Annotated in this window: 13 protein-coding genes and 2 pseudogenes; 7 read left to right on the forward strand and 8 right to left on the reverse strand. The window is 59.7% G+C overall.

Annotation, left to right across the window (positions count from 1 at the left end; genetic code table 11):
* The 4 genes and pseudogenes from C9413_RS11945 to C9413_RS11960 all read right to left on the reverse strand — a co-directional run.
* A pseudogene (locus C9413_RS11945) lies at positions 1-536 on the reverse strand (adenylate cyclase); the annotation flags it as partial.
* Between the two features lie 205 nt (positions 537-741).
* Positions 742-1,072 (reverse strand): annotated as a pseudogene (locus C9413_RS33240) (transposase); the annotation flags it as partial.
* A gap of 114 nt (positions 1,073-1,186) precedes the next feature.
* Positions 1,187-1,567 (reverse strand): SgcJ/EcaC family oxidoreductase, encoded by a 381-nt coding sequence (locus C9413_RS11955; protein ID WP_052451906.1) that lies wholly within the window; start codon positions 1,565-1,567, stop codon positions 1,187-1,189.
* 16 nt (positions 1,568-1,583) lie between these two features.
* The gene (locus tag C9413_RS11960; protein WP_170250485.1) at positions 1,584-4,964 is read right to left on the reverse strand and encodes an adenylate/guanylate cyclase domain-containing protein; all 3,381 of its coding nucleotides are present in this window, start codon (positions 4,962-4,964) and stop codon (positions 1,584-1,586) included.
* An 897-nt stretch (positions 4,965-5,861) separates the two neighbouring features.
* On the opposite strand from C9413_RS11960, the gene C9413_RS11965 reads away from it, so the two are divergent.
* The 3 genes from C9413_RS11965 (at position 5,862) to C9413_RS33245 (ending at position 8,888) form a co-directional block, all read left to right on the forward strand.
* Positions 5,862-6,584 (forward strand): GntR family transcriptional regulator, encoded by a 723-nt coding sequence (locus C9413_RS11965; protein ID WP_040116365.1) that lies wholly within the window; start codon positions 5,862-5,864, stop codon positions 6,582-6,584.
* Between the two features lie 47 nt (positions 6,585-6,631).
* Positions 6,632-7,819 (forward strand): mannonate dehydratase, encoded by a 1,188-nt coding sequence (gene uxuA / locus C9413_RS11970; protein ID WP_040116366.1) that lies wholly within the window; start codon positions 6,632-6,634, stop codon positions 7,817-7,819.
* 814 nt (positions 7,820-8,633) lie between these two features.
* Entirely contained in the window at positions 8,634-8,888 is a 255-nt protein-coding gene (locus C9413_RS33245; protein WP_223844107.1) for a HipA domain-containing protein, read from the forward strand.
* On the opposite strand, the gene C9413_RS11980 is transcribed toward C9413_RS33245, so the two are convergent.
* The 3 genes from C9413_RS11980 to C9413_RS11990 are packed head-to-tail and all read right to left on the reverse strand — an operon-like array spanning position 8,885 to position 11,829.
* Positions 8,885-9,655, reverse strand: coding sequence for a FadR/GntR family transcriptional regulator (locus tag C9413_RS11980; protein WP_170250486.1), 771 nt, complete (start codon positions 9,653-9,655; stop codon positions 8,885-8,887). The two genes, C9413_RS33245 and C9413_RS11980, sit on opposite strands and share 4 nt — an antisense overlap.
* 54 nt (positions 9,656-9,709) lie before the next feature.
* Complete coding sequence (locus C9413_RS11985) at positions 9,710-10,807, reverse strand: Gfo/Idh/MocA family oxidoreductase (RefSeq protein ID WP_040116368.1); 1,098 nt, start codon at positions 10,805-10,807, stop codon at positions 9,710-9,712.
* Between the two features lie 11 nt (positions 10,808-10,818).
* Positions 10,819-11,829, reverse strand: a complete 1,011-nt coding sequence (locus tag C9413_RS11990) for a Gfo/Idh/MocA family oxidoreductase (RefSeq protein ID WP_040116369.1) — start codon at positions 11,827-11,829, stop codon at positions 10,819-10,821.
* Positions 11,830-12,086: 257 nt separating this feature from the next.
* Here C9413_RS11990 and C9413_RS11995 point away from each other — a divergent pair, with 257 nt between their 5' ends.
* From C9413_RS11995 to ugpC, 4 genes are all read left to right on the forward strand, one after another.
* Positions 12,087-13,364: an ABC transporter substrate-binding protein gene (locus C9413_RS11995; protein WP_040116370.1), complete on the forward strand. Its 1,278-nt coding sequence runs from the start codon at positions 12,087-12,089 to the stop codon at positions 13,362-13,364.
* A gap of 101 nt (positions 13,365-13,465) precedes the next feature.
* Positions 13,466-14,389 carry a sugar ABC transporter permease gene (locus tag C9413_RS12000; RefSeq protein WP_052451943.1) on the forward strand — a complete coding sequence of 308 codons (924 nt, stop codon included), beginning with the start codon at positions 13,466-13,468 and terminating at the stop codon, positions 14,387-14,389.
* Positions 14,382-15,470 carry a carbohydrate ABC transporter permease gene (locus C9413_RS12005; protein WP_040116372.1) on the forward strand — a complete coding sequence of 363 codons (1,089 nt, stop codon included), beginning with the start codon at positions 14,382-14,384 and terminating at the stop codon, positions 15,468-15,470. The genes C9413_RS12000 and C9413_RS12005 overlap by 8 nt, the downstream gene beginning before the upstream one ends.
* A 9-nt stretch (positions 15,471-15,479) precedes the next feature.
* Positions 15,480-16,556, forward strand: a complete 1,077-nt coding sequence (gene ugpC / locus C9413_RS12010) for a sn-glycerol-3-phosphate ABC transporter ATP-binding protein UgpC (RefSeq protein ID WP_040116373.1) — start codon at positions 15,480-15,482, stop codon at positions 16,554-16,556.
* Between the two features lie 30 nt (positions 16,557-16,586).
* On the opposite strand, the gene C9413_RS12015 is transcribed toward ugpC, so the two are convergent.
* Positions 16,587-17,501 carry a DMT family transporter gene (locus C9413_RS12015; RefSeq protein ID WP_040116374.1) on the reverse strand — a complete coding sequence of 305 codons (915 nt, stop codon included), beginning with the start codon at positions 17,499-17,501 and terminating at the stop codon, positions 16,587-16,589.
* Positions 17,502-17,717: the final 216 nt, after the last annotated feature.

Raw genomic sequence — 17,717 nt, forward strand, 5'->3', positions numbered from 1 at the left:
CGGCCCCCCCACCGCCGCACGCCTCCACCGTCGGTTCGACGCCTCTCCCGCACGCCCCCCTGTCCCACCACCCCCCCCCCCCGGGCACGTTCGCCATCATCAGCTGGAGACCGGGGAACGCTGGAGTGCACACCCCCCACCTCGCCCATGTACTTTGCAACGTGTCCCTCGAACCGCGCAATCGCGCCCGCCACTGCACCCTGATAGTGTCGCAGCAATTCGCTCATCTCCTCCGGGTCAAGGCGTAACGAGAGCGCAGTCGACTCGACGAGGTCGACAAACATCACGGTGAGCTGGCGGCGCTCCGCCCCGGTGGCGGCTGATGTATCCCCTGGCCTGGGCGACTGTCGAACGGTCTCGCGCAGCGCTGCAATCGCGGCGAGCAGTCTACGGCGGTGCCCTACTGATATGACGCCGAGCCCAATCAGGTCTTCGGCGGTAAGATCCCGAAGTATCTCGGGATCGATGTCGTTTTGCCTGAACGCTTCCTCGTACTGTTCCAGGCCCTGATCGCGCAGCCAGGAACCGACCTGCATGGCTCCTCCTCCATCTGCTCGGACCGCGTGCCTACAGCATACTCCAGAAGCCTTTGAGCGGCACGGAGAAACTTTTTTGCGACGTTCGGACAATCGGGCCGAAAGCTGCTGTTGGTGGCATTTGCTTATATGAGGAGGGGGTCAACGCGGGACTGTCGTCAGGGTGACATTTTTGCACTTGAGACGGCCACTGTTCTGCTTGGGGCACCCACAACCAGGCCATCTGGATCATCGTCATCCGCAGCCTTGGATTGCCGGATTGTAAGACCCTGGTCATGACCGACCGAGCCACTTTGCCAAGGTGTCGGCCAAGTCCGGCATGGGCGGTAACCTGTCGTCGGTTGTCGACGTGACGCGACAACGCTGCGACCAGAGCACGGCGGTAAATTCCGGTCCGATGCCTTTCAAGGTGGGCAGCATCGCCGGTGCTGGCGTCGCGGGCAGCCTCGACAGCCTTGATCTGCTCGAGCAACAGCTCCAGCCGATCGGTTCGTCCCGATCGGTACCTTCAAATGTTCTGGCAACGGACGGCCATTGATCGGAAAGCACCGCCGGTTCGCACCTGCGCCTTCCTCTTGCGTTCGGCAAAACGCGTCAACTAGCGACACACCCGGTGAGAATTCGCTGAAAGGGCCCCGTCTGAAGCCGCTTCAGTTCCACGTGTGCAGGCACGTCTTCCAGGAACCGTCGCTTTGTTTTCGCAAGATCGTGACGACCGTGCCCTCGTAGCGCATCGCCTTCCCGTCTTCTCCCAAACCTGACGCCCACCACTTGCCGCTGGAATATGCGATGTCGCCCGCATCCTGGGCATCAAGCAATTCTATGCCGTGGCCTTTGATCCCAGCCGAGATCATTCCGGCCCAGAAATCGGCGATTGCCGTGCGGCCTTTTACGATTGCATGTGTGTGCGGCAGCACGGTTCCGTCTTCGGTGTATAGAGCCGCTATCGAAGCTGAATCTTTGCTGTTGAAAGCTGCATTCCAGCGGTCGTTAGCGTCTTTGACTATTTCGCGGATATTCGGCTCCGGCATGGTCACCTCCCGTGGGCTAAGCTGCTCCTGCGGTGTGTCCGCTTAGCAATTGTGCGTTCTTAAGGTCTGGCAGTGCCGTACCCTCTGTGAAACTTTCACAAATTCGGGCAAGCTGTTCACGCGCAGAAACTTCGTTGTCAATCCGCGCAAGGCTCAATGCTGCCCTCAATTCCCAAAAGCGTGCGCCCTGTGCTCGGGCAGTGGCCAGTGCCTCGCCGAAACGCTCCGCAGCCATCGTTTTCCGTTCGGGATCGATTTGCAGCATGGCCTCTCCCTGAAGACGGAAAACCTCGGCCGCGAACCAACGCTCATTGGTACGTTCGATGACCTGCTGTGCTTCCACAAGGAGCGTGAGGGCCGCACCCGGATGTCCGGCTTTCATGGCGATCTGGGCTTGAACCGCCGAGAAGTACGGCGACATATACTTCGCCCCGGTGCGACGCCACTCTTCAATACCCCTCAACAAATCGGATCTGCCACGATCTGTTTCGCCCTCCTCGGCAATTGCCCAGGCATGCAGGATCATTGCTCCTGCCTGCCAAAAGCGAAATCCCGCCTCTTCCGAGATTTCCAGGAGTTCATAGGCCCGACTCTTCACAGCCTCCCGATTGCCTAGTATCTGATGGACGACACCCCCGAAAAACAAAGGCAGGGCGAGACTGTTGCGGTGTCCTAAGCTTCTCGCTTCCCGCACCGCTTCATCATTGGCCGCAATCGCCTGATCGGGCAAACCAAGCGGCAATAGAGTGCGGGCCAGGTAGTCGAGACAGACGACGCGGGGGTCAAAGGCATACACGAATGCTTCAGACCGATGCTCCTGCGGGTCATAAAGCGACAGCGCTTCCTTCAAATGGGCGCGAGCACGCAAAAATTCGCCCGCGGGAAGCGCGCTGACACCGGCCGCCCGATGGGCGAAGAAAGACAGGCCGCGGTCATTATTCTGACCGGCCAGCTCCAGCAGCTTGTCGGCGGCGCGACGCGCTTCAGCAAGCTCGGCCGCATAGAGATGGTAGAGACAGAGGCCGTAGAGGACCGGGAACAGCTGGTGCACCTCATCCAGCTCTTCGCACAGCTCCTGTGCCCGCAGGTACGCCGCTCCTGTTTCCGGTGCGGCAAAGCCATGCGCTGCCACTTGCGCGCTGCCGAACGCGACCTGAATCGCTAGTTCTCGCCGCGATCGCTCCTGGCAAGGCGGGAGGGCCGCCAATCCGTTCAGGGCATTCCGGAACCGGACAAGGGCTTCCGAAATCGAGGAGCGCGAAAGCGCGCGCCGTCCGGCCAATTCGTTGTACTCGACGGCCTTGTCTAAAAGACAGGCTTGGTTGAAATGATGAGCAAGCAGCTCGGGCTCAGCTTCCACCTTTTCAGGGAAGTGTTCCTCCATGATGTGTGCAATTCGCGCGTGTAGCTGTTGGCGTCGGCTCAATAAAAGGCTCCCGTAAGCGGCATCTTGAACCAGTGCGTGTTTGAAGGCGTAGGTGACATCGCCGCCTCCCCCACGGCGGAATACCAGGCCTGCGGCCACAAGCTGGTCAGTCGCCCTCTCCAGCTCGGGTTCTGTCAGCCCAGCGGCAGCAGCCAGCAATTCGTGACTGAATTCCCGGCCGATCACTGCACCGATCTGAGCCACCTCCCTGACAGACGCCAGCCGATCGAGCCTTGCCATCAAGGAGTCGTGCAGCGTTGCGGGTACCGCAAGCGGAGGCAAGGGACCTGACAGTTCGTAATCCTCGCCGGTGTCGCTAAGCATGCCTGATTCCAAGATGACCTTGGTCAATTCCTCGATGAAAAGCGGCACGCCCTCGGTTTTTGAAAGAATTTGGTCGAGAACCGAGGGTGGAAGACGCTTTCCTCCTGTCATGGCCATGATAATCGAGGCCGCCTGCGCACGACTCAATCGGTTCAGTGTCAATAAAGTTGCGTGCGGAAGGCCATTCCACCGAACCAGGCCTTCCGGCCGGGATGTGGCGACGAGCATGATTGGAAGCTTTTGAATCCGATCCACAATCACATCGAAGAGCTCGGCCGATACCGGATCAAGATAATGAGCATCCTCAAGCAGCATGAGAATAGGCTTTGCTCCCGCGAGGGCCACCAGTTGGTCGACCAAGACCTCGAATGTGCGCGTTTTCAACTTTTGCGGCATCAGATCGGGTTTGGGATAACGGTCTCCCGTGGGAATCGACAGCAGGGTGGCGATCAGCGGCACTTCCTCCTGCGGATTATTGGTCGCTGCAAGCACTCCTTCTAGAAACGCCAGCTGCCGTTCGGGCGGATCCGTCCGTGAAATGCTGGCAGCGCGCAGCAACTGGTCAATCACTGGGAAAAGCGCGCTCTGCGTATGATAAGGTGAGCAGAAATAACGCAAATATGTGACGTTCTCCTCCTTCAACCGTTCGCGAAGTTCCTCGAGGATGCGTGACTTTCCGATCCCTGCTTCGCCAAAGAGCTCGACAACCTGACCTTCCCCCGACGTCGCGAGATTCCATCGCTCGGTCAACAAGGCCAGGTCAAGATCTCGCCCCGCCAGCGCAGCAGTGCCTCCCGCGTGGAGAGCGTCGAAACGGCTTTCCGCCCGGCCCTCCCCGATTACTTGGTAGGAATTCGTGGGGGTATCGAAACCGTGCAGTTTCTGCGGACGGATACGCTTCACCTCGAAGAGCTTACCTGTCAGTCGGAATGTAAGTTCAGAAATCAGCACCGTGTTCGGTTCAGCGAGAGCTTGCAGTCTGGCCGCGAGGTTTGGTGTCTCGCCGACAACTGCATTCTCTTGAGCGGCGCCGGACCCGACTAAATCGCCGACGACCACCAGACCGGTCGCTATCCCAACACGAACGGAGAGTTGCTGGCCGCCCTTGGTCGACAAGCCCTTGACCGTTTCTACAACCGCAAGACCTGCCTTGACGGCTCGCTCGGCTTCGTCCTCGTGGGTCTGGGGCCAGCCGAAATAACAAAGCACGCCATCGCCCATCAGCTTCGCCACGTAGCCGTCAAAGCGGACGACGCCGCCCGCCACGGCATTTTGGAACTCACGCAACAGCGCGCCCATTTCCTCAGGATCGAGATGGGTGGAAAAGCCAGTAGAACCCACCAGGTCGACGAACATCACGGTCAGCTGGCGTCTTTCCGCCTCTCGGGGCCGCGCGGACAATGGTTGGGGACGAGGAGGAACGGCGGTCAAATCCGCCTGAAGACAAAGACGCGGGGCCGCTTGGCCGTTGTCAAGTCCAGCAATTGCCTCGAGTATTTTCTTTCTGTGCGCGAGGGGAGCCACCCCGATCTCTTTAAGGTCGTCGGAGGTCAGCTTCGGCAGCATCTCCGCGTCAATCGCATTGATCTCGAAGGCCGAGGCGTACTGCCCACATCCCAAGCTTTCCAGCCAGGAAGAAATAACCATCGGGGGCCCTCCCCAGGACAACCCTCAAGAAAACACTATACCGCATCCACCGGGAAAAAGCACTCGCCAAGCCTTGTATACCGACAGTGTCGGAGGGGTACTTCACCCTTGGATAGCCGAAGCTGCTGGGCGATGCCGGCCCCTTTCCAGCTTGCGTCCGGGGCATTGCGGCAAGCGTTCGCTTCGCAATAAAAAGCCCGGCGCGGGAGGAGGTGCGCCGGGCTTCGATAATGACTGGCAGCTTGGGAGGAGGAGTGCTGCCCGTCGGACCGAAGCGGCTCGGGAGGAGGGTGAATCGCTTCGGACCATTAAAAGGTAATGCTGCAACGCAGCAAATTCAAGCCCAACGCTCAAAATACTGCTTTCCTTTCCCGTTTCCCGCTGTAGTTGCCAAGAGATTGGGCGCCCCGTCCTGTCACCGCATAAATACACGTTCCGAGAATATCGCCGACGATGAAAAGCAAGAGCAGACCGGTCCCATGACCCGATTTCATCCCGGCTGATCCGCAAGCGTCTCCAACGCTATCCCGCTCATGCTCCTCCTTTTCAGAGGGGTCCGACAATAACTGCATTCGCTCTTCGCCGTCGTCAATATCGCCGCGCTCGTGCTTTTACGCGACAGGGTTGGGCATTCGCATTTCAAAGCACCCACGATTGCGCCGGTGCTGGGTTCGATCACCTGTGTGTTTCCGCTCCGGTTCAGTACCTGATCGCCCCGTGCTTCTCGGTCTTGGCGTCGTACTGTGATTCGTCTGTGTCGGCATCATGCGCATCAGCAGTCAGAAGGCCTGCAAGGGCCAGTGCACGGTTGCTGTCGGCGCCGCTCCTTTCGGCGCGCCTTGGCAACAGGCTGCAATTGATATACTAGTATGCAAACGAAGACATTTCAGGCAGTCCATGCGGCAGGCGTCCGGTTCCGAAGCGATCGACTTTCCGGCTCTTTTGGAAAGACCGGCGAAGCTTCGCCGCGTAACGGCGGCGGATGCGATTTTCGAGCGGCTTCATGCCGACATCGTTTCGCTGCGCATGCCGCCGGGAATTGCGCTTCAGGAAAAGCGAATCGCCGAGGAATTCGGCGTCAGCCGCACGCCGGTGCGTGAAGCGCTGCTTCGTCTTGCCGAAGGCGGGCTCGTGGAGATTTATCCGCAGTCCGGCACCGTCGTTTCGCGTATCCCCATATCGGCAATCCCAGAAGCGGTTGTCGTTCGCAAAGCACTGGAGGGCACGACTATCGAAAGTGCTGCCAGAATGGCCAAGCCGCATCACATTGCCCGGCTCGATGCCATCATCTCCCGGCAGAAGGCGCTTGCCGCCCTCGGCGACGTGTCCAGCTTCCATGAAGAAGACGAGGCCTTTCACGAGGCGATAATCCAGATCGCGGGCTATCCCGGTATCTGGACCATCCTGAAAACGGTCAAGGTGCAGATCGACCGAGCCCGGCGGCTGACGCTTCCAGCCTTGGGCCGCATGGACAACGTAGTTCCCGAACACTGTGCTATCCGCGATGCGATCGCAGCCCACGATGAGAACGCCGCTCGCAACGCGATGCTTCACCATCTGAGCGCCGTCATTCCCGACGTCGCGGAGCTTCGCACACGTTATCCCGATTATTTCTGCTGAAGCAGCCGGCAGAACCCATAAACAACGAGACAGCAAGGAGGAAACAGATGCGGCAAGGTTGGAGATGGTTTGGGCCTGAGGCTCCCGTCACTTTGGACGATGTACGCCAGACAGGCGCGACGAACATCGTTTCCTCGCTGCATCAGATACCGATCGGCCGCGCCTGGACGAAAAGCGAAGTCGGCGAACGCAAATCGATGATCGAGAATACGCCGCCCGGCCGCTCGTCCCTCACGTGGTCCGTCGTCGAGAGCATTCCGATCCCCGACGCAGTCAAGCGCAAGGGTGGCCAGGCCAAGGCCGAAATCGAGGCCTGGATTGCAAGCCTCGAAGCCGTCGCCGCCTGCGGGATCCCGATCATCTGCTACAACTTCATGCCCGTAGTCGACTGGACACGCACCGAGCTCGACTACGAGATATCAACGGGCGCGACCGCCATGCGCTTCGACCACGAACGCTTTGCTGCCTTCGACCTCTTCGTGCTGCAGCGTCAGGGCGCCGAAAAGGAATATTCAGCGGAGGACCGGCAACGCGCCCGCGATGTCTACGAGGCTATGCCGGAAGCGGAGATCGCCGAGATCACACGCATCATAACCTCGGCGCTGCCGGGCTCGACCACCGAGCCTTTGACCATTCCCGGCTTCCGCGAAAAGCTTGCCGCCTATGCCGGCATCGACGCCGCCAAGCTTCGCCAGCACCTCATCGAATTCCTTCAGGCCGTCACACCTGCCGCCGAAGCGCGCGGCGTCAAGCTGACGCTCCATCCGGACGATCCGCCGCGTTCGCTCTTCGGCCTGCCGCGCATTGCCTCGACGGCAGACGACTACGCTGCCCTTTTCGAGGCCGTACCATCACAGGCAAACGGTATGTGCTACTGCACCGGCAGCCTCGGAGTGCGCGCCGACAACGACATGCCGGCGATCGCCCGCCGCTTTGCCTCGCGCATTTACTTCGCACACCTGCGCGCCACCAAGCGCGAAGGCGACGGCCGCTCCTTCCATGAGAGCGCACATCTGGAAGGCGATGTCGATATGGTCGCAGTTCTCAAGGAACTCGTGGCCGAGGACCGCAAGCGCAGCCCGGAAGGCGAAATCGTGTTTCGCTCCGACCATGGTCACCGTATGCTGGACGACCTGAACAAGACCGTCACGCCAGGCTATCCCGCGATCGGCCGCATGCGCGGATTGGCGGAACTGCGCGGTATCCTGCACGCGCTCGGTGCCAAACCATCCTGACCGTGAGAGAGCGGTCGAGGGGCCGCCATTCCGTTTTCGGAGGTTCTTTTCCTCGTTTGCCTCACCGAGCGTTCGGCGCGATGAAAGGGGGTGCGGGAAACGTACCTCTTGCGGCTCGAATCCGGCACGGATGCTATGGCTGGCGTGGGCGGTCTTGGCGTCCTGCCGAGCCACTTGGATTGAGACCAAACCCGCCCTCCATTGGCCACTGCGCTCTCTATTGTACCATCACAGGAGGTTGATTTTCTTACGTCAGGCGCATGTTTAATCCCCTTCTGTGGTTGCCGCCCGTTGCGCAAGAAGTTTTTTGACTGTCTGAACGTGTGATCGAGTGCGGTCTTCTGTCAGGCCTTTTTGCGCGCCGCTTTCAGAGGCCGCTGGCCGGTGCCGTCCTCTCCGCTTTGTGGCCTATCCGACCACATCCTGGCACACTGCGATGCCGTCTGGGGAGGGCGGCAACACCCCATCTTTAATGCGTCAATTAATGCGCTAATGGCGAATGGCCTGGGGCCGCGACCCTACAACCCCAAGGCGAAGCAGCTGGCTATGCGGGTGCCTCGGTCATTGACTACGATTTTGATTACTTTGTTGAGGCAGCTTCTGTCGATTTTGCCAATGGAAGGGCGGCTTGCGACCATCGCGCCCTATCCATCCGCTATCCCGTAGACCTTGAAAACCGATACGGTCGTCACTGGCCGCACTTCCTGTTGGATCTAATGCCACAAAGACATGCGCGCCGGAAACTTGCCGAACACCTTGAGCTGAACGAAGCTTCGCACGAAGCCGATCTTCCCCTCCTGCTCCGGGCGGCCTTGTGTCGGCAATCCTGAAACAATTCTCGTCTGATCCCTTTGCCGGCATCGCTGCGTATCTAAGACGTGACATCGCAAATCTGGCGTTCGACAATCTTGACAATCACGGACGAAACTCGGCGCTGAACAAGTATTCTGGTGGGACCATTCGGCTCTCGCCACTCTTCGACTTCGCCCCCATGCGACTGGCGAAGGAAGGAATCATCCGGTCTACCCGATGTGCGTCGCATGCGCGACCGTTGGGACCATACGGCTAGCGCGATTTTCCATCATCGGCCTGCATGAAGGCCGGCGCAAATCGTCCCCTTTCGTCAGCTTCCATCAATTCGTTACTGACGTTGCGGATGTGGCGCGCCATCGCCTTATAGGCGGCGTCGGGATTGCGCAGACGCAGAGCTGTCAGGATTGCATGGTGATCGCCGATCCAGAGCGGGCGCACGCTTGGCGCGTGGATATGCTCATGCAGTTTTTTCCACATCAGCGACTCGTCGCGCTGAACCCAAAGCGCCTCGACGATTGAAACGATGATGGCATTTCCGGTCATGCGCGCAATCGTCACATGGAAATCTCGGTCGCCCTTTTCGTTGTTTAAGGTGACATCGGTCTCATGCTCCATCTGAGCGATACAGTCCTCGAGCACGGCAATATCGTAGTTCGTGGCGCGTTCGGCCGCCATGGCGGCGGCACTCGCCTCGACTGCAAGCCGGGCTTCCAGAAGCTCGAAGGGACCGGGTCCGGCATCCGCACTGATCTTGTCAAAATTGACCTGATTGCCGCGAACCGGCAAAACGACGATGCCTGCCCTGCCCTTGACCTCGACCAGTCCGCGCATCTCCAAAGCAATAACCGCCTCGCGCACGACCGGGCGGCTGACTTGGAGTTCTTCGGCAAGCTCGCGTTCGGAAGGCATGCGCCAGTCCGGGTTCTTGGCGTTTGCCTCGATCATGCGCGCTATACGGCGTGCGACGATCTGATAAAGCCGCTGCTCCCCCTGAAGCCGAAGCGCTGGTACGGCTGCCCCCATGATACCTCCTTGCGGCGCCACCCTTAAGATGGGTGGCGCATGTCTGTTTGGCGCTCAGGCGCTGGCGGCCATACGCCGCTCCTCGTCCGGAAGCCACGAGTGGTAAAGCGGATGCTCGGCGGTGATCGGCAGCGGCGTCGGCTTGCCGGTGCGCTGCGAATGATAGGCAGCCGTCACCAGTTCCAGCGAATTGCGCGCGTCCTGCAGCGTCACCGGCGGCTCCTTGTCTTCGACGATCGCCTGATGGAACAGCTCGAACTGGCGGGTGTAGCCGTCTTCCTTCACTTCGTAGCCGGCCAGTGCTTCGTCGACACGCTTCTGGTGCTCCTCGGTGCCTGCGATGAAGCTCCACGGATCGCGACCCATCGTATAAGGCTCGAGAATGCTTTCGGCGACGAGATCATGGAAGCAGAAGCGCAGGCGCGAGATCTCCTTGCGTGAGCCGAGCGTCATGGAAAGGACCGCCAGCGATCCGTTTTGCATCTTGACGGAAAGCGCCATCGTATCTTCGACTTCGATCTTGTTTACCAGCGTCGCGCCATAGGCAAAGACTTCGGCGCAGGCGCCATGCACATAATTCAGCATGTCGTGCGCATGGATCGCGTGGCCAAGCAGGCCGCCGCCGAGCTCGCTCTTCCACTTTCCGCGCCACGGAACTTCGTAATAGGCAGGGCCACGCCACCAATGAGTTTCGATCGTTGTCAGGAAGGGGCGCCCGGTCAGACCAAGCTCGATCAGCAGCTTCAGCTTCTGAAGACCGGAGCCGTAGCGATACTGGAAGATCGGCATGAGTTTCTTGCCGCCGGAACGCGCGACAATGCGACTCATCTCGTCGACGTCGGCAATCGAGCCGAAGAGCGGCTTTTCACAAATCACATGTTTTCCCGATTCGATGCCCTTCTTGCAGAGTTCGAAATGAGAATCCGGCGGTGTCGAAATATCGATGATGTCGAGATCGTTGCGGACAAAAAGGTCGTCGACATTCTGAGTATACTCGCCAATGCCATGCTTTTGGCAAAGTTCGCGGCCGCGTTCTTCGTCCAGCGAGCAAAGCACCGGCACGTCGAAAAGATCCTTGTTCCAGTCGTAGCCGATCAGATGGCGCGACGCGATGCCCGCACCGATTACGCCAACGCGCAATTTCTTCGTCATGATATCTCCTCCTATCGTCCGCCGAGCCGGGAAGCCTTGGCCTGCGCCTCAAGCGAAAGGCGGCAGACCTCGTAGACGTGCGCCTGCGTCATCGCCGTTTCCGTGCGATCGCGCACATCGGCGGTGAATGCTTCAAAATAGTCGAGCTTCTCGCTGCTGCAGTCGATGTAGGTATTTTCCTCGCCGTTCACGAGGAATAGATGATCCTTGCCGGGGCGGCCGGAAATATCGATGTATTTGCGAAGCTCGATATAGCCTTTGGTGCCGAGAATGGTCAGACGTCCGTCGCCCCAGGTCGGCAGCGCCTCGGGCGTAAACCAGTCGACGCGGACATAGCCAGACGCCTTGTCGGAGCGAAGCAATACCTCGCCGAAGTCCTGGAATGCCGGTTTCTCCGGCATGCCGAAGTTGCCGATTGCGCTTGCGACGACGTCGCCCCTCGTCGAGCCGGTATAGAAGAGAAACTGGTCGATCTGATGCGAGGCGATGTCGACGATGATGCCGCCAAAGGCTTCGGGATCGAAAAACCAGTCCGGCCGCGTCGGAAGCTGGAGCCGGTGCGGTCCCATGCCGAGCGTCTGTATGACCTTGCCGATCGCGCCTTCCTTGACGAGTTTGGCTGCTTTGACCGCCGAACGAACGCAATGGCGCTCCGAAAAGCAGATCGAGAAGATCCTGCCCGTCTCGGCGACGGCCTTCTTGACCTCCTCCAACTGCGCAAACGTCGTGACGCCCGGCTTATCCGTCATCACGTCCTTGCCGGCCCTCATGGCGCGGATCGCAAGACCGGCGCGATCGCGCGGAATGGCGGAGATGCAGATGACGTCGATGGACGGATCGGCGAAAATCGTCTCGCGATCGATCTGCGGCGCATCCGGATATGTCTTCTTGAAATTTTCGAGCAGCGCCGGAACAGAGGTCTTCGGGCAATAACCAACGAATTCTCCACCCGCCGCTTGCAATCCCTTCACATGATCAAACGTGTGCGGATGATCGATTCCGACGACGGCAAATCTCGGCATTTTAGTCTCGTCCTCCTGCAAAAGCCGTGGGAGCTGCGGCTTCTCGTCTCCTCATAATTGGTCAAACCAGACACTCAAAGCTCGAACCTGTCAAGAATGTTTTTGCAACGGGAACTGCGCCAAACCAGCCACATTAGCTATGGTCCTGGCAAAAAATCTTTCGGCTCGCCGGTTGACAATCTGGTAAGTCCAGACAAGTTTATCGCAGATCGCCACCCTGGGCGGGAGGCCCGTCGCGATCGCTGGAGGATCTGGATATGAAACGCACCCGCATCGGCTTGTGGGCGGCCTCGACGCTGCTTGCAGCCACGGCGCTGACGGGTATTGCCCAGGCGCAGGAACTCACCGTTTTGTGCGACGATATCGGCTTCGGCTGCCTGACCATGGATCCCGTTGTCAAACGATACGAATCCGAGAATCCAGGCGTCAAGGTCAAGCTCGAGACCGTTCCCTATCAGTCGCTCGTCGAAAGCCTGCCGGTGCAACTCGAATCCGGCGAGGGCCCCGATGCGGCGATCATCACCGACCTCGGCGGCCTCAGCCGTTACTATCTCGACCTGACGCCTTATGTGAACGCGGCGAATTTCGAGAAGGAATACAGCCAGACCCTACAATGGCTGCGTGGCTCCAATCCGACGAGCAAGGCGATCAACGGCATGCCGACGACGCTCACCGTCAATGGCGCCTATGTCAATCTCACCTTGTTCGAGCAGGCGGGCGTTCCGGTTCCCAAGGAGGGCGCAACCTGGGCCGAATGGGCAGAAGCGACACGCAAGGTGGCCAAGGCGACCAATACCGAATACGCCATGGAGATGGACCGCTCTGGCCACCGCTTTGCAAGCCTTGCCATCAGTTACGGCGCCGAATTGGTCGATGACCAGGGCAAACCGGTTATCGACAAGGGGCTGAAGGACGCCGTCGAACAGTTCGTCGCATGGCACAAGGACGGAACAATGCCGATGGACCTTTGGGGAGCGGTCGGCGGCGCGACGCATCGCGAACTCTTCTCGGATTTCCTGAATGCCAAGACCGTGCTTTACTTCGGCGGTTCCTGGACGCTCAGCCAGATGGACAAGGAAGTAGGGGACCTCTTCGACTGGCAGGTTTCACCTGCGCCCTGCGGGCCTTCTTCGTGCACCGTCATGCCGGGCGGTGGAGCGCTCGTCGGCTTCAAGCATACCAAACAGCCCGAAGCGGTCGGCAAGCTGATCGACTATATCGCCCAGTCGAAGAACAATGCCGAAATCGTCTCGGCAGCCGTCGAGATTCCGGCGGCAAAATCACTCATCGAAAATGGCGTGACCTATCCGGGCGCCTCTGAGCGCACGCAACAATCACTTTCGACCTTCATCGCCCAGATCCCGAAAATGGCGCCGGCCGCCTATCGCTTCCAGGGCTGGCGCTATCAGCGTGCCATGATGAATGCACTGACGACGCGCATCAGCCAGGTCCTGAACAGCGAATTGGAGGTCGACGCTGCACTTGACCGTGTCAAGCAGGATGTCGAGCTCGCCATCAAGGCGGCCGGCCAATAGACCGGCTGATCGGCAAGGAGAGCGGTATGGCCACAAGGGCTCGACTTGCGACAGTTGCCGGCGGCATCATCCTCCTGCCGGCAAGGCTCGCCGAACCTTTGATGACGGGCCTGCAAAAGATCCTGGGCATCCGGCGCATGCCGTGGGTCTTTCTTCTGCCGAACCTCCTCGCCGTTCTGTTTTTCTCGCTCCTTCCGGTCGCGATCAACATCTTCTATTCGATCACCGGCAGCGACCGCCTTTATCCGAGCGAGCGACCCTTCATCGGTTCTGGCAATTACGAAACGCTGTTCGACTGCACCAACTACCTCGATGCATCCACCTGCTCGAGCGATCTCTTCTGGCGGGCCCTCCGCAATAGTCTCGTCTTCGTGCCGATCCAGGTGATCTGCATGATCGGCGTCGCGCTGCTTGCCGCTGTCTGCCTCAACCGCGAGATCCGCGGCCGCGGCTTCTTTCGCGCCGTCTTCTTCTTTCCCGTCATGCTTTCGCCTGTCGTCGTGGCCTTGACCTGGCAGTGGATCCTGCAGCGCAACGGCGCGTTGAACGGCATCCTGACCTGGCTCGGACTTTCACCCGTCAACTGGCTGGTATTTCCAAATACCGCCTTCTTCTGGTCGGTCTTTGTCACCGTCTGGGCGCATATGGGCTTTTACACGATCATTCTGCTTGCCGGGCTGCAGTCGATCCCGCGCGATGTCTACGAAGCTGCCAAGATGGACTCCGCCACCAACTGGCGGGTCTTCACGCGCATCACGCTGCCGCTTCTAAAGCCCGTCCTGCTCGTCGTCTTCGTTCTCTGCGTCATTCGCTCGGTCCAGACCTTCGATGAGCTCTACGTGCTGACAGGCGGCGGCCCCGGATCTGCGACGATGCTGATCGTCCAATATATCTACGAGGTCGGTTTCGCCGTGCAGCCTCGCAATTTCGGTCTTGCGGCCGCGGCCTCGCTGCTGCTCGGCGTCGTGCTCTTGATCTTCACCGGCCTGCAGCTGCGCCTGTCGAGGAATTCGCAACATGGCTGACGTTGCCCTGTCCAAACCCGGAGCTCCCATGCGCGGCTTGCTCTTTGCCCGGCGCGGGCGCAACAGGCTCGACGTTACCGATTGGCTCACCTATGGCTTCCTCGTCCTTGGACTGCTCATCATGTTCACGCCGGTTGCCTGGGTGGTCCTGTCTTCTTTCAAAACGCAAGCCAATCTGCAGGAATTTCCCCCGAGCCTTCTGCCCTATTCCAGCGAAACAGCCGCGGTTGAAGGTTTCGAGCAGCCGCTGCCGCTCTTCGACGTAACCTTGAAGGACGGCACGAAGGCGCGGCTTGCGCAGATCCGCCGTGTTGGCAGGAATGCGCAGATGATCAATCCCGACAACCCTGGTGCCGGCCGTGTCACCGTTGCCGTGACCGATGCGGTCCCCGTCCGCAAGGTGCGGCTTGCGACCGAAAACTACAGCAACCTGGTCGCAAGTTCCGGCCAGGCGATGGGCCGCTATGTCTATAACAGCCTGTTCATCACCACTGTTGCGACCATTATCACGCTGGTGATGAATTCCATGGCTGCCTTTGCGCTTTCGAAGTACCGTTTCGCAGGCAGCAGCGTCGCCTTGATCTCGATCCTGTCGACGCTGATGATCCCGGCCACCGTGGTTCTCGTGCCGACTTACCTCATCGTTGCCGAACTCGGCCTTGTCGGAAATCTCTGGGGTGTCATCCTGCCGACCGTCGCGACGCCGACCGGCGTCTTCCTGCTACGCCAATACATGCTGACGATCCCTGACGAACTGATCGAGGCAGCGCGCATGGATCATGCGAGCGAGTGGCGCATCTTCTGGAGGATCGTCCTGCCGCTTTCCAGCCCGGCGCTTGCCGTTGTGGCGATCTTTTCGATCCTGTCGCGCTGGAACGACTTCCTGCTGCCCTTGATCGTGCTCAATCGCCGCGAGGTCTATACGCTGCAGCTGGCGCTTAACTCTTTCCAGAGCGAGTTCGAAGTCCGTTACGATCTGATGCTCGCCATGACGACCCTGACGGCGCTGCCGCTTGCCTGCGCCTTCATCTTTCTGCAGCGCTACATCACCACCGGCATCGCATCCACGGGCATCAAGTGAGTTTCGTTCATGGCAAACCTCGTACTGGAAAATGTCAACAAATCCTTCGGCACGCTGCAGGTGATCCCCGATATCAATCTCGATATTGCGGACGGCGAATTCGTCGTCTTCGTCGGCCCGTCCGGCTGTGGAAAGTCGACGCTGCTTAGAATGATTGCTGGGCTCGAAGAGGCAACGGGCGGCGACATCCGCATTAACGGCGAAAGCGTCATCGACACGCCGGCGGCCGATCGCGGCGTCGCCATGGTCTTCCAGTCCTACGCTCTTTATCCCCACATGACCGTTCGCCAGAACCTGAGCTTCGGACTTGAGAATATCCGGATGCCGAAAGACGAGATCGACCGCCGCGTTGAAGCAGCCGGCAAGCTTTTGCAGATCGACACGCTGCTCGACCGGCGCCCCCGCCAGCTGTCCGGCGGTCAGCGCCAGCGCGTCGCAATCGGTCGCGCCATCACCCGCGATCCGAAGATATTCCTCTTCGACGAGCCGCTTTCCAACCTCGATGCGGAACTGCGGGTGCTGATGCGCGTCGAGATTACAAAGCTGCACGAGCGGCTCGGCAATACGATGATCTATGTGACGCATGACCAGATCGAGGCGATGACAATGGCAGATAAGATCGTTGTCCTTCGCAAGGGCGTCATCGAGCAGGTCGGTGCGCCGCTTGATCTTTATAATCGCCCGCACAACACTTTCGTTGCCGGCTTCATCGGCTCGCCGCGCATGAACCTCATCGAAGGGACAATCGGCACTTCGACCAACGGGACGCTCGCCTTCGAGTGCGCCGGATTGCCGGCGTTGGAATTGCCCCTTGAAGTCGGGCTTGCAGCCGGACGGAAAGCAACACTCGGTGTGCGGCCCGAAGATTTCCTGGTTGGTGAAAGCGGCTGGCCAGCCGAGGTCGCCGTTGCCGAACAGCACGGCGCCAACAGCTATCTGCATTGCACCCTTCCAAACGGCGAGCCAATCCTGGTGCACCAGCAAGGCCAGAGCCGGGTCGCGCGCGGCGATATCCTCAACATCGCACCCCGTTCGGGCCATTGGCATCTGTTCGATGAAACCGGCCTGCGGATCAAAACCGACTGATCCTGCCGGGACAATCCTTCGACTGAACGCTCAATGTCCGTCCGGTGGAACGGCATCCGGCGTGATCGTGTCCCTGAGGTTTTTCCGGTGGAAGATGAAAAGCCCTGCAACGACGATGATCGCGGCGCCGATGAGGATCTGCATGTCGGGTACGTCATCGAAAAAGATCATGCCAAGCACGATCGCCCATATGAGCAGCGTGTATTGCAGCGGCGCCAGCAGCGATGCGGGCGCAAGCTTCAGCGATCGGGTAATCAGCAGGTGGGCGCAGGAGGCGACGACGCCCAGAAGCAGCATGCCTGAGTAGTCGAGAAGTGTCGCCTGACGCCAATGGCCGATACTGAGAATGATTCCGGCAATGAGAGCTGCGATCGTCTGCCAGGTGACGAGCGTGGTGTCGCTTGTCGCGCGCAAGGAGCGGCTCATCACCAGCGTCACCGCGAAGGCGAGACTGCCCGTCAGACCGAAAAGAGATGGCAGGGACAACATCGCAGATGATGGACGCAGCGCTACGACGACACCGGCAAAGCCGATGAAAACCGCAAGCCAGCGGCGCCAACCGATCTTCTCGCCGAGGAAAAAGTGCGAAAGCGCGGCGACATAGATCGGCCCCGCCATATAAAAGGTCATGACATCGGCAAGCGGCAGGTAGGCGACGGCCGCATAAAACAGGCTGACATCGCAGGTCGTCATGATGACGCGCATCACCTGCTGCCCCTTATGCTCGACATTGAAGAGCTGCCGCGTCCCTTGCCGGATGATCATCGGACCGAGCACGATGAAGGCGCCGACCGAGCGGATCACCAGCACCTGGCCGACGGCGAAACTCGCAACCAGCCATTTGCCCATCGCATCGTTGAGCGCAAAGAGAAAATCGCCGAGCAGCATCAACAAGACGCCCGTCAGGATCACGTTCGAACTGACGGCGACGGCACTGCGTTTCATGCTGAGATTCCTTGATACGACACCGCGAGGCAGCCAGGCGCGGCTTCCGCTTTAACGGCGCCGATGTCAAGGTCAGGGTGAAGCTTAAAGCGTATCAGCGGCGCGATTCAAGCGCCATGCGAACGGCAAGTCCTCCAAGGACGGTTGCCATCAGCATGCGCTGCGCCCGCCGAAAGAACGGCCGGTCGCCGCGGCAAAGCGCGAGGGGCGCCGCCA

Origin of the sequence: Rhizobium sp. SEMIA 4085, assembly GCF_013004495.1 — a bacterium.
Taxonomy (GTDB): domain Bacteria; phylum Pseudomonadota; class Alphaproteobacteria; order Rhizobiales; family Rhizobiaceae; genus Rhizobium; species Rhizobium gallicum.